Origin of the sequence: Desulfotruncus arcticus DSM 17038 (genome assembly GCF_900113335.1) — a bacterium.
In the GTDB taxonomy this organism is placed as follows: Bacteria; Bacillota; Desulfotomaculia; order Desulfotomaculales; family Desulfallaceae; genus Desulfotruncus; species Desulfotruncus arcticus.
Genome location: NZ_FOOX01000019.1, coordinates 1 through 12,808, shown reverse-complemented (window position 1 = coordinate 12,808; position 12,808 = coordinate 1). Strand labels below are relative to the sequence as shown.

Below are 12,808 nucleotides of genomic sequence, written 5' to 3'. Positions count from 1 at the left end.
CCTTATCTCCCCCTTAACTGCTCTTTTAACCACTTACCGGGCGACCTTTTATGTGTGACTGAATGCTCCCCAAAAGCCCACCATCAACAGGAACAGCCTGGCCAGTCATGTACGATGCTTCTTTAGATACAAGAAAGGCAACAACACCGGCAATTTCATCAGGCTTACCTATTCGATTCATAGGTATAAGGGCAGACCGCGCAGCATGGATTTCCGGGTCAGCGAGAAGGTATTCATTCAGAGGTGTTCTTATAATACCCGGACAAACGGCATTCACCCGTACGTTATACTGTGCCCATTCAAGGGCCATCTGCCTTGTAAGCATGATCACCCCTGCTTTACTACTGCTGTATGCTCCCATTCCTGCATACGGCTCTATTCCCGACATGGAAGCTATATTAACAATTGATCCCCCCTTGTTTTTGAGAGCCCTTATAGCAATTTGACTGCACAAAAAAATTCCTTTTAGATTAACATTAATAACCCTATCCCATTGCTCTTCCTCAAGGCTTTCCAAGCCCCCGGGCATTGTTATTCCGGCATTATTCACTAGAATATCGAGCTCCCCAATTTCTGTATTCACCCAGGCAAAGGCTTCCTCCAACATGACTCTGTTAGCCACATCTACCTGGTAGAAAAAAACTTTTCCTTGTTTTTCTAATTGCTGCAGCGTCTCATTAAAAACCTTATTCCGCCCCAATACACACACCCGGGCACCTTCACGCACCAACCTCTCAACGATCGCCTGCCCGATACCCCGGCAACCGCCGGTAACTACCGCATACTTATCCTTAAGCAATCTACCACCCACCCCGTCATCCTTCTTTTATACATTGCGCATAACTTCCTTGGGAGAATTAATGTTTTGCCACTCTGACTATTTAGACTATTTAGAACATATAAAAGCAAGAAATATGCCAATATATTCACCTAGCGTTTAGACAAATAAATCCTAGTTACACTATGTGAAAAAAAATGTCCAGAAGTCCGGATGCCAAGACGTTTTTTCCTGATATCCGGACTGCTGGACATTGGTGTTAAACTTGCATATACAACTAAACATACCTTCAAACCGCTATTATGCACACTTTGTTTTGTTGTGTATGCCTAATTAAATTAAACATAGCTTCTGATTAATGTACTCGATTTATAACTCACCGTGCTAAAAAAAAGTCTCCTTCTTGTTAAGCAAGAAAGGAGACTTTTTTAATAACATTTTTATTTATCTATAGAGTCAATCCGGAAAACCGATTCATTAACAAACTAGTCAAATAGACCATTTTTCTCGATGAGAACCCTGCCAGCAGTAAGACGCTGAACTGTACGGGGGCCCTCTTCAAACCATAGGGCCCTAGCATCCCGATACATCCTTTCTACGGGGCCATACGGATTTTCTTCGAAGTAGCCAATACCCCCAAAGATTTCCAAACAAGAGTCGGAAACTGTACGTACGGTGTCAATACCAAACAGTTTACACATAGAAGCTTTCATCTCGATATCTTCGCCACGGTCGTATTGCCTGGCACAATCCAATAGCATACAACGGAGAGCATGCGTATGAGTGCCCATATCCGCGATAGTTTGCTGAATAGCCTGACGAGAAATTAAAGGCTTACCAAAAGTAACTCTATCCTTTGCCCTAGCGATAGCCAGCTCAAGGAATCTCTGAGAAAGACCTAAGCAGTTAACGCCGATTGACGCACGGGAAATAGCCAACGCCTCCTTGAAGATATCAAGACCATCACCCTCTTTACCCAAAATGTTAGTCGCAGGGATTTCACAGTTTTCCATAATTACATGTCCGTGGCCGGCTCCACGGCAGCCCATCATATGAGGCATCGGCTCCACGCGGATGCCAGGGGTGTCACCTTCGACAATAAACGCGCTAAGACCGCCTTTTTTTCTTTTGGATTCATCAGTTACGGCTAGAATATAGAAAGCATCTGTAATGTCTGTAAAGGAAATCAAGGTTTTTCTGCCATTCAGTACATACTTATCACCTTTTTTTACAGCCGTTGTGCGAATATCTGCACCAGAGCCACAACCAGGCTCTGTTAATGAAAAGGTAATAAAGTAGTCTTCGGTGGCCATCATAGGTAACCATTTAGCTTTCATTTCTTCATTACCATGGTCGTGAAGGATATGCCAGTCGAGACCGTTTACGTTATGCAGGTACATTCTAATGCTACCGGGCCCGCGGCTGATTTCCTCGAGAACCTGGAAATACTGTTCAACATTGAGGCCCATGCCGCCATACTCTTCGGGAAGGCGCAATCTGTATAAATTATTAGCACGGCAAATGTCCCACAATTTTTCAGGGAACACATGAGTCTTTTCCATTTCCGGAACCAATGCTTCCAACTCAGTTTCTACAACCTTACGGGTCTTTAACCTTAAATGCATTAACTCTTGATCTGTCAATAACATAGAATTAGTCCCCTTTCAGTATTTGTTATACGTTAGTAAGCCCTTTGGACACCAAGCATATTTTTACTTTTCACAAAAAAATTATCAACTCTAAGATTTTTCAATGTTCTGAAAACACTAACTAGCAATTAATATGCCAATACCTTGGCCGAACACCAATAAAAATAACTTCGCAGTAAATGGAGTTCAGGTACTAAGTACTGCCTATTAATTGATGCTTATTGTCCAGCAGTCCACGTAACCGGACAATTCTATCCAAGAATATGGACACAGAAGGTATTCGATTAACCCTTTTCAAGTCATAATTTAGCAGAATCATACAGTAGCTTATATGGACTTATTTATTCATAAGAATAAAATCCTTTTTTCGTTTTTTTGCCCCATTCCCCCTTGGTAAATTTTTCAACTACCAGCGGCGAAGGCTTGTCTTGGGGGTCGCGCGTTTCCTGGTAACGTTCCATGGCCTTATAGTAAGCAAGGTCAATTCCTGTTAGATCCATTAAACGGAATGGTCCCAATGGATGTCCTAAGGCATTAGTTACTGCAATGTCGATTTCCTCCGGGCTCGCGACCCCTATATCGGTCAGGAACAGCGCCTCGCGATTGATCGCGGTCAATATCCTGTTTACCACAAAACCATAGATTTCTTTTTGGATTAAGATACCTATTTTGCGCATTTTTTTACACAAACCCATGGTTATTTGGGCTGTTTCTGCCGAAGTATGCGGCCCCTGGACCACTTCAACAAGTTTCATAACTAGGGCAGGATTAAAGAAATGCATGTTACAAACTTTGTCCGGTCGCTTGGTGACATCAGCAATCTTCGAACTAACAATATAGGAACTGTTAGTAGCCAATACCGCATGGGAAGGAGCAATTTCATCCAGAGCAGTAAATAGCTGGCGTTTAATAGCAATTTTTTCAACAGCAGCCTCAATAATAAAATCGGCATCTCCGGCAGCTTCCTCTAGATTTTGTGTAAAACGAAGATTAGCCATGGCCTGGTCAGCTTGATCTTTAGTTAATTTTCCCTTGGCAACCCGCTGTGGCAAATATGTACGGGCAAAGCCCTCCGCTTTGTTTAACATATCTTGACTGATATCAGTGCAGTTTACTTGATACCCTGCCAGAGCAGCACACACAGCAATCTGGTGACCCATATTGCCGGCCCCGATAACACATATTTTTTTAACGTCTTCAACTATCATAATCACGTCTCCTCGCACTCACTTTATCATTCTTTAGTGTTATTAATATATTAAGCAAAGAACATACCACTTAAAAAACCAGCTCCTAATTATAAAAATAGCCTAACCGCGCCTGTACATTGACAGGGGATTAGGCTATTGGTTAACCCCTTTTAAGACGATCTAGCGTTTCAAAAGGCTAGTCCAGTTCAATAGCATGTTTTTTGATTTTCTCATAGAAACTGGATCGGCTTATACCTAGCAGCTTAGCAGCCTTTGCTCTGTTACCGGCACATTCGGTTAGTGCCCAGCGAATTAACTCAGATTCCTGTTGCTGCAGGCTTTCTTTCAGTATTGTTTTCTCCATATTATTATTATCTTTAGCCAACGTACTTTCAGTGTTATTTTGCTCTTGTTCCAAGACATCACTGAAGTCGGCCCAAGTGAGCCAGCTGTTTGCTCCCAAGCTTATGGCCCTTTCAATTGCATTTTGAAGTTCCCTAATATTTCCGGGCCATGAGTAACGCTTAAAAGCTTCAAGTACATCAGGAGTTATACCTTTAAAGTTTTTATTTAATATACTGTTATACTTTGACAAAAAACTGTTGACTAGCGGTTCTATGTCTTCTTTTCTTTTCCTTAATGGTGGTATCGGTAAATATATCACATTTATTCGGTAGAACAAGTCCTGACGAAATAGTTTTTGATAAACAAGGAGCCTTAGGTCCTTATTTGTGGCAGCGATAATTCGTATATCTACCGGTATGGTATTGGTTCCTCCAACAATTTCGATTTCACGATCCTGAATAACTCTTAGAAGCTTACTCTGCAGCTGTAGAGGCATATCTCCAATTTCGTCCAAGAAAATTGTACCGCCGTTTGCCAATTCAAATTTGCCCGGTTTTCCTTGTCTTGCTGCTCCGGTAAAAGCCCCGGGTGCATAACCAAACAACTCTGATTCTGCTAGCTCTGCGGGAATAGCTGCACAGTTTACTTTGATAAAAGGTTCTTTACACCGGCTACTCGCATTGTGGATAGCGTGAGCAAATAATTCCTTACCAGTGCCACTTTCACCAATAATTAAAACATTTGATAAACATTCTGCGGCTTTTGATGCTATTCTTTTGACCTTGGTCATTTCACTGTTTCGCTTAGTAATAATTGAGTCTAACGTATAACGAGTACCATTTAGTTTAAATAATTCGTCTTTATAATAGCTCAGACTATGTTTAAGCTTCTCAAATTCCCTCATTACATCTTGAAGCTGATCCAAATGCCGGTAAATAACACGCAGGACACCTCCGGACACCTCCGGTGCACCCTTTAGCGGAATATACGATACAACTGCCGATTGTCCATTTATTTCTTCTATTTTATAATCTTTTTGATTTTTTGAAATAGAATCAAACTGCTTTATTATCGTACAAGCCCTTTGGCCTATTAAGTCTTGACTACTTTTTTTACTTAGCTGCTCAAATGAACGATTGGCAAGAATTATTTTTCCATCATTATTTATAACCAATAGCCCTTCATAAGCTGTGTTTAATACAGTTTCCAGTGTACTTTGCAGTCTTTTAACACTCTCAATCTCTTGCGCCATTCGCTCAATTTCAGTTGCATCATACAGTACTACTATATGTCCGCAAATAGGTTTTAATGAAACAGGGCTTGAAGTAGCTAAGATGCTGGAGGCATTACGTCTAATCTTTTGTGGTTTATTACTGTCCAAATTGATTTCCGGGATAATCATTCCTAGATCTTGCCCAACGACCTCAGTGGATTGTATACCTAATAAATTTTCAGAGAACTGGTTGCATACTGTAATTAAATTTTCATCATTTACTGCTAAAATTCCAGTGGGAACAACCTTCAATATAGAGTAAATTTGATCGTATAGTTTCTGCATTTCCTTTAAAAAGGCTTTGATTACATCTGCCTGAGTAACAACACCGACTGGCCGGCCATCATTGTTGATTACAGGAGTTTCCTTCACCTTGGAGTTCATTAACCAGTCCCGTATTTGTGAAAGATTTGAATACTGTTTATCTTGGGGTAAAAAAACCACCTTATTCCTTGGTATATAACAACCTTTAATTGGATCTTCAAGGTTTTGCCCTCGTAACAAAGCATCAAACAAATTTGAAAGTGTCAGCATTCCAATTAAAATACCATCATCATCAACAACAAAAATAGCATTCAACTTATTATTTCGAAAAAGCTTAATTGCCTCGCCTATTGTTTGTAAGGAGGAAATAGTAGCAATTGAAGTATTCATTATTTCTTTTAACTGTAGCATACGTTTTTACCCCCCTAGAATACCGAGTTAATTAATCATTTACCTAATTGTGATCGTTTTCTCCACACTTAACTTCGCTAGTAAATAACCAATTTCTAATTAGTATAAATATTTCGACAAAATTGTGTCAAATCCTCTGAAGCATGTAGTTATTAAAATTAAGTTTTTATAATTAACAACAAGCGGGGGCCGAACGGCCCCCTGCTGGATCATATTAAATATTCCTTTGAATGAAGTATTATCACCGAACACTCACTTTATCATTCAGGCAAAAACTCGTAGATTATTTGCCCATCAGGCAGCTTATTAACCATTGCTTTCATAAGCATGCCGACTTTCAGGGCTTCCTCCTGCACATTGCTTGCCACCCTGCCAAAAGCTTTTATATCACCGTAATCTACCAGGCCAAGTATATAAGGCACATCAGATTCAAAACCGGCAGGACCATAATTAACCTTGGTAAAACTTATCAAATTCCCGGTTCCTTCAATCTTCACCCAGTCCATTTCACTGCCCAGGCAATGGGGACAGTCGGCCCGGGGCGGGAAAAAAACTTGGACACATTTTTTGCACTGTGTGGCCCGCAATTCGCCTTTATCCAGATAGTCAATAAATGCTGCTACCTTGGTCTGCGAAGTAAAGCTTTTCCTACCGAACCGCTCAAAGCCCATTTTTCCTACCTCCCCAGGATAATAACGTTACCATAAATACCAACACCACCGATATTATGCACCAATCCCAGCTCTGCTCCCGGGACTTGGATAGCCCCAGCTTCCCCGCGGAGTTGCAAAACAATAGTCCGTATCTGGGATCCCCCTGTTGCACCAATGGGATGTCCTTTAGAAAGCAGCCCCCCATCCACATTAACCGGGATCTTGCCGTCAATATATGTTTCGCCGTTACGGATCAGTTCAACTCCCTTACCTGGCTCTGCAAAGCCAAGGTTTTCATAAGCCATAAGCTCAGCTATGGTAAAACAGTCGTGTACTTCAGCAACATCAATATCCCGGGGTCTCACTCCGGCCATCTCGTACGCCTGCTGAGCAGCTAGCCGGGCACAGTTGAGGCCGCTTAGTGCATCACGGCCTGCAAGGTTCATCGGTGCTGTAGCAGCTCCTAACCCCATTACCCATACCGGCTGATTGGATATTCCCTTGGCTTTATCCGCGTTGGCCATAATCACACAGGAAGCACCGTCGGCATTAGCACAGCAGTCAAATACTTTCAGAGGGCTGGAAACCACACCTGCATCTAAGGCCTGTTCCAGCGCTACCTCTTTCCGGTAAACTGCCTTGTTGTTAAGCACGCCGTATTTGGACGATTTAACCCTGATTAAGGCCAGATCCTTTTCCGTACTGCCATATTGAGTAAAATGGGCTCTAGCATGCATGGCATAGTATGCCGGCATCATGGTGCCAAAGGGTGATTCCCATATAATGTCGGCTCCCCGGCCCATACGTTCCTGTGATTCTGCCGAAGTTATTTCGGACATCTTTTGGAAGCCAATCACCGCCACGACATCATGCAGCCCGGATTTTATCAGAGAATAAGCCACCCTTACGCCGGATGTGCTTGATGAACATACGTTTTCTATAACAAATGTTGGCTGCGGGTTAAGACCTAGATATTCAGCAATAAGTCCTGAGGGGCTACGCTGTTTGTCATATTCGGGGGCAGAGCAAACTACCGAAGCACCGATATCCGCAACGCTCATTGCCGCATCCTGCATAGCCTCTCTGAAAGCTTCAAAAGCCAGCTCTCTGATAGAGCCCTGATAGCCGCGGACAAAGGCACTTTGCCCCACTCCAATTACGGCCACGTCCTTTGGCATTTTATACCCTCCTTTAAGAAGGCACGCCCAATCGGTTTCTCTTTTTGCGCACCTTTTAGTTTTAATTTTTTTATGACCCGACCCATTATAAATCGAGGGCTCCTATGTCAAACTTGCAACACGGCCAGGGAAACATTTTATTTCCTTATATCCCCCTCCGGATCTAAGGCTCGTAGACAAATCAGTTCCTCCTTGGAAGGTAATGGCAATACCATTACATCATTACTAACGACCAAATCCCAACCGCACCCGCTTTGCACCTCTTTTATAACCGTATCTAGGCTTTTGTCCTCCGGGACAAAACAACCCACTAGTGTAAATGGCTCACCGGCACTATTTCGCCGCATGATAGCTCTATCAGTAACAATTGTCCGCATCTTGTCACCATTGGCTGTAACAAAAGATACCTGGTCAACTAAACGCTTCGGTAAATGTGTAATTACAATTACTACTTCACCAGCGGCCGAAGCAACATCATTCGAACCTCCACCGCTTGTCAAAAAGAGGTTTTTCTCTGGAATCTTGGTGGAATTGATATTGCCATACTTATCTACTTGCGCCGCACTCAGAACACCAAGGCATGGGCCAACTTCACTACTGACCAGGCACCCTAGGACATCAACAAAATGTGTTTGCATTTTGCTAGTAGGAATATTCGCATAATTAAATATATATGAGTCGCCCAACCTGGGGTAATAGCCATAAAACCCAGTTTCAGTCAGCAGTTCCCATGGCATTGAATCATCTTTACCGAGATATTTCGCCAACCAACTGGCTAAATGTGCTGACCCGATACCTGCTAACAGAGAAGAAAAAGCTCCTGAAGCAATTTTTTCACCAATAACCCGTGCAGCATTAATAATCAACAATTCATTAGATGTTACAGGTTGATCGTTATCAATATCCGTTATTTCAACTGCAGCATAAATATCGTTGTTCTTTGCAGCGTCGCGTAATTTCTGTAGCCTATTATCCCCAATCATTTCCAGATAAGATTCGTGCGAATTATTTATCACCCATTTCTGCATCCAAGCATCAAGACTTTCCGGGCTTGAAGCTGCCGCCCTAAACTGGCGGCGAGCTTCATAATCTTCACTATAACCAAAGTCTTGCAAAGCAGGAATTCCTTCAACAGACATACCCTGAGGATGAGCGCCAAAGGGAACTACGGATACACTTTTCACCAAGTGCCCGGGAACTTTTACATAATTACTTAATTTACGGATTTCAGATGTGGAAACAATTTTTTCTACTGTAACGATAACTCCCTGCCTGGTAGCGTAAGCTCCCCACATATTTTCACCAAAAGGAGGACCAATTACAGTATTGCCATAAGCATCTGCCGCAACCCCATGAACAATGGCCAGGTCGGGGTTTAAAGCGCGTACCACTGCAGTTTCCTTACCCGAGAAAGGATCAGTAATCACCTTAAAGGAATCATGATTATCATGCAGCAAACCACTACCGAGCAAAGACTTGGTAGTGATATAGGGTATATGCAGTGCCCCGGCTAATAGCCCCAAGGTTAGCGTAAGATTAGTCCAACATTCATAGGTTATTTGTCCGTTTTTAATCGCTCTTTGAAGAAAACGGTTCGGCGCCGGCGCCGGGTAGGTATCCCCTATAAAACCCGCAACAACCTTGTCAACGAGCCCGGCCCATGTCAACATAATTCCGTATTCCAATATACCGGCCCCTGTTAGAGTAAAGTGCATTGGCTGCTGCTGAAACTGGCGTACGATTTCCATAGCAACTGCATGAGCCCTGGAATGTGCAAACACAAAATGCAAATCCATACCTGGCTTAATATACTTTTTAACAGCTTGTTCTATAGGGATAATCTTATTGTGCCCCTCTTCCTCAGGTATCCGGGCATAATGACTATTTAACACTATACCACCACCTTCGGTTTTAGCCATACATCGTCAATCCGCCACTCACACTTATAGTCTGACCTGTAACATAGTCTGCTAAGTCTGAGGCAAAGTACAGCGCTGCCCCGGCAATATCATCAGGCGAAGCAACTCGTCTTAACGGAATGGCCCTCTCCAAAGCCTCCCTGATTTTCTGCGGTTGTCCCCTGTACAATGGGGTATCCGTGGGACCAGGGCAAACACAGTTAACTTTGATATTAAATTTGGCAACTTCACGGGCCAGTGACTTGGTGAAGGCTATCACTCCGCCTTTGGCACCGGCGTATACAGTTTCGCCGCTGCTGCCGCCTCTGCCGGCGTCACTGGCAATGTTGATTATCTTTCCGGCCTTGTTTTCCATCATGCTGTCAAGTACAGCACGTGAGCAATATACTACTGATTTATAGTTAATGTCGATTATTTTATCCCAGTATTCCAGTGAGTTCTTCCAGAAGGGCTCAATGATATCCCAGCCCACAGTATTTACTAATACACTGATCTGACCCAGATTCTCCTGGAATTCTTTTACCATCGCTGTCACTGATTCGAAATCCGTGACATCTGTAGGAACCGCTACACATTTGCGGCCAAGCTGTTCGATTTCTGCACGGGTTGTCAGCAAGGTTTCCGGGTTTTTGTCTGCTATACTTAAATCAGCGCCGTAAGATGCAAGTTTTAAAGCAATGGCCTTGCCAATACCCTGACCTGCCCCGGTAACGATGATATTGGTACCATCTAATCGCATTTGTTTTCCTCCTTTGGTTATAAGCCTTTGAACTTTGGCGACCGTTTATCAAGAAAGGCCCTTAGACCTTCACTGGCGTCTTGTGTAACAAATAACTCTCCTAATCCACGCACGTCACATAATAAACTTGAGTCTCTTTCCATTTCCTGAGCCGCGTTTACACACCTTTTAATTTCCGCAACTGCTACCGGTGCCTGCCGGGCCAAGTCCCGTGCTAATTCCATGGCTCTATCCATTAAGTTTTCCGCTCTGCAAATTTCTTCGACCAAACCCAGGCTTAAGGCTTCCTGGGCAGAAAGGGCGTTTCCTTGCAGCATTAAACGAAGTGATTTCGTTCTGCCAATTAGCCGAACAATCCTTTGAATACCTCCGGCGCCCGGCAGTAAACCAAGTTTTATTTCCGGCAAGCCCATGGTTGCTGTTTCCGCTATAAACCGAAAGTCGCAGGCAAGCGCCAGCTCTGTGCCACCGCCCATGGCGTGACCATTTATTACTGCAATGGTTGGCTTGGTCATGTCTTCCAAGGTTGAATTCGCAAATTGGAGCCGCCGGTCAAAATCCAACATCTCGCCCAGGTCCTTGGTTTCGGTTATTCCTTTCATCATGGCGATATCGGCGCCGGCTACAAATACTTTACGTGCACTGGTGATTACAACAGCTCTTACTTCAGGGTCGTTTTTTAGGGCTAAAAATGCCGCCGTCAACTCTTTGGCCAATTCATTATTTAAGGCGTTTACTGGAGGTCGATCCATAGTGACGCAGGCAATGTGGTCTTTTATGTTTATAGTTAATAATTGAAATGCACTCATAAATGGCCCTCCTAAATCTGAAAAACAATAATTAATCAGTAAACTTAAAGACTTTGCTGGCAGTTCCGTATAATAACTGCTCTTTTGCTTCCGGGCGCAGTCCCAGATCGTCGATTTGTTTTAAGCAGGTTGGCCAATTAAGAACGGGGAAGTCTGTGCCAAACATTACTTTACCAATACCCCGTTTGGTGTTAAGATAGCTTACCAGGCCTTTATCCCAGTATTTGGGGCCATGGGCTGTGGTACCAATGTAAATATTCGGGTGTTTCCAGGACATGGCGATTAGTTCTTCACACCACGGCCAACCGGTATGCGCTGCTACTATCTTCAATTCCGGGAAGAAGAGGGCGATATCATCCAGCAGTATGGGGCGTCCCATTTCACTGGGCATTGCTTCCGCAGAGTGACCGATTTGCATTACCACAGGAACATCCAGTTCTACGCATTTGGCATAGAAGGGGAAGTATCTTTTATCATTAACAGGTATGCCAAAACCATAGGTGTGCAGGTGGGCGCCGACAAAGCCGAATTCTTTTACAGCCCTTTCCAGTTCCCGCACTCCATCCATTCTCTCTTCATGGTTAATTCCATGGAGGCCGTATAATCTTGTAGGATAGTCCTTGATGGTATTATAGATTTCTTCGGTTTTAAAATCCCATTGCATAACTTGTCTCATGTAAGACTTAATTTTACCTGTGGGGATGAGCACTTTATCTACTCCATACTTGTCCATATCCGCAATGAATTCTTCCGGGGTTCTGCCTGCAATATCCAGGCCCCACCATTTAGCTACCTGACCCTGTTCAGGATCATCAATATAAGCTTTTTTCATGAGTTCTGCGGTAAATGGCTGGTGCCAATAATCAATAACTTTAGTCATATTTATCCTCCTTTAATAACTTTATTCTTTTTCATACCCTAGCAAGGGGCATGCCATATCTGCTGTATATCAACCCCAAAAATCGCATTTATCATATACCACTGTAACATACTTGTTCGTACATGGTTTAGCAGTTAAACTTTGAGTGTTTTTATTTTATAAACGGGTGTCCTAAAAAGCATCTTTTCAAAAATCATATATGTAGTACAGTCCGGATTACCGGACGGTGCTGTCCGGATTGACGTGCACTGGACAGTTTAGCACAGCAAAAACATAAACCCATTGCCAGCTCGCAGCTGATATGCCCTCGTAAGCATGCACTACCACAGCACAAAAAGAGCCCTTGGATATAACTCCAAGAGCTCTTTAAAATTAAGTCCGGCAACGACCTACTCTCCCAGGGACAAGCCCAAGTACCATCGGCCCTGAAGAGCTTAACTTCCGTGTTCGGGATGGGAACGGGTGTATCCTCTTCGGTATGGTCACCGGAAAACTTATATATACACTTTTTAAGGTATTCCTTCAAAAATGCACAGCGATTTTTTAAAGCATTAGGTAGTCTACTTGTCGCCTATTTAAGGTCAAGCCCTCGACCTATTAGTACCGGTCCGCTAAACACATTGCTGTGCTTACACGCCCGGCCTATCTACCTGGTAGTCTGCCAGGGGTCTTACTGGATTAACTCCATGGGAAACCTTATCTGGAGGGGGGCTTCGCGCT

The 12,808-nt window shown here is 43.3% G+C and carries 10 protein-coding genes and 2 rRNA genes; all 12 read right to left on the bottom strand.

What is annotated here, in order from left to right; all coding sequences use genetic code 11:
- Nucleotides 1-25: 25 nt before the first annotated feature.
- Nucleotides 26-811 carry an SDR family NAD(P)-dependent oxidoreductase gene (locus BM056_RS20355; RefSeq protein ID WP_092473917.1) on the bottom strand — a complete coding sequence of 262 codons (786 nt, stop codon included), beginning with the start codon at nt 809-811 and terminating at the stop codon, nt 26-28.
- Nucleotides 812-1,263: 452 nt separating this feature from the next.
- On the bottom strand, nt 1,264-2,427 hold the full coding sequence (locus BM056_RS20350; RefSeq protein ID WP_092473915.1) for an acyl-CoA dehydrogenase family protein: 1,164 nt from the start codon (nt 2,425-2,427) through the stop codon (nt 1,264-1,266).
- 341 nt (nt 2,428-2,768) lie between these two features.
- Nucleotides 2,769-3,635, bottom strand: coding sequence for a 3-hydroxyacyl-CoA dehydrogenase family protein (locus BM056_RS20345; RefSeq protein ID WP_092473913.1), 867 nt, complete (start codon nt 3,633-3,635; stop codon nt 2,769-2,771).
- Between the two features lie 178 nt (nt 3,636-3,813).
- Complete coding sequence (locus BM056_RS20340; RefSeq protein WP_092473911.1) at nt 3,814-5,910, bottom strand: sigma-54-dependent Fis family transcriptional regulator; 2,097 nt, start codon at nt 5,908-5,910, stop codon at nt 3,814-3,816.
- Between the two features lie 260 nt (nt 5,911-6,170).
- On the bottom strand, nt 6,171-6,581 hold the full coding sequence (locus BM056_RS20335; RefSeq protein ID WP_092473909.1) for a Zn-ribbon domain-containing OB-fold protein: 411 nt from the start codon (nt 6,579-6,581) through the stop codon (nt 6,171-6,173).
- A gap of 5 nt (nt 6,582-6,586) precedes the next feature.
- Entirely contained in the window at nt 6,587-7,741 is a 1,155-nt protein-coding gene (locus BM056_RS20330; protein ID WP_092473907.1) for a thiolase domain-containing protein, read from the bottom strand.
- Between the two features lie 137 nt (nt 7,742-7,878).
- Nucleotides 7,879-9,660 (bottom strand): CoA-transferase, encoded by a 1,782-nt coding sequence (locus tag BM056_RS20325; protein ID WP_092473906.1) that lies wholly within the window; start codon nt 9,658-9,660, stop codon nt 7,879-7,881.
- Nucleotides 9,653-10,399, bottom strand: coding sequence for an SDR family NAD(P)-dependent oxidoreductase (locus tag BM056_RS20320; RefSeq protein WP_092473904.1), 747 nt, complete (start codon nt 10,397-10,399; stop codon nt 9,653-9,655). Before BM056_RS20320 ends, BM056_RS20325 begins: the two co-directional genes overlap by 8 nt.
- Before the next feature lie 17 nt (nt 10,400-10,416).
- Nucleotides 10,417-11,208 (bottom strand): enoyl-CoA hydratase/isomerase family protein, encoded by a 792-nt coding sequence (locus BM056_RS20315; protein WP_092473902.1) that lies wholly within the window; start codon nt 11,206-11,208, stop codon nt 10,417-10,419.
- Between the two features lie 31 nt (nt 11,209-11,239).
- A complete protein-coding gene (locus tag BM056_RS20310) occupies nt 11,240-12,088 on the bottom strand; it encodes an amidohydrolase family protein (protein ID WP_092473900.1) in 849 nt (282 codons plus the stop codon).
- A gap of 376 nt (nt 12,089-12,464) precedes the next feature.
- Nucleotides 12,465-12,578 (bottom strand): 5S ribosomal RNA (rrf, locus tag BM056_RS20305).
- 87 nt (nt 12,579-12,665) lie between these two features.
- Nucleotides 12,666-12,808: ribosomal RNA gene (locus tag BM056_RS20300) — 23S ribosomal RNA — on the bottom strand; the annotation flags it as partial.

Bases quoted from the DNA above. Each gene is read 5' to 3' on its own strand.
- BM056_RS20350 (WP_092473915.1), bottom strand. From the start codon at position 2,427: ATGTTATTGACAGATCAAGAGTTAATGCATTTAAGGTTAAAGACCCGT.
- BM056_RS20345 (WP_092473913.1), bottom strand. From the start codon at position 3,635: ATGATAGTTGAAGACGTTAAAAAAATATGTGTTATCGGGGCCGGCAAT.
- BM056_RS20340 (WP_092473911.1), bottom strand. From the start codon at position 5,910: ATGCTACAGTTAAAAGAAATAATGAATACTTCAATTGCTACTATTTCC.
- BM056_RS20335 (WP_092473909.1), bottom strand. From the start codon at position 6,581: ATGGGCTTTGAGCGGTTCGGTAGGAAAAGCTTTACTTCGCAGACCAAG.
- BM056_RS20330 (WP_092473907.1), bottom strand. From the start codon at position 7,741: ATGCCAAAGGACGTGGCCGTAATTGGAGTGGGGCAAAGTGCCTTTGTC.
- BM056_RS20325 (WP_092473906.1), bottom strand. From the start codon at position 9,660: ATGGCTAAAACCGAAGGTGGTGGTATAGTGTTAAATAGTCATTATGCC.
- BM056_RS20320 (WP_092473904.1), bottom strand. From the start codon at position 10,399: ATGCGATTAGATGGTACCAATATCATCGTTACCGGGGCAGGTCAGGGT.
- BM056_RS20315 (WP_092473902.1), bottom strand. From the start codon at position 11,208: ATGAGTGCATTTCAATTATTAACTATAAACATAAAAGACCACATTGCC.
- BM056_RS20310 (WP_092473900.1), bottom strand. From the start codon at position 12,088: ATGACTAAAGTTATTGATTATTGGCACCAGCCATTTACCGCAGAACTC.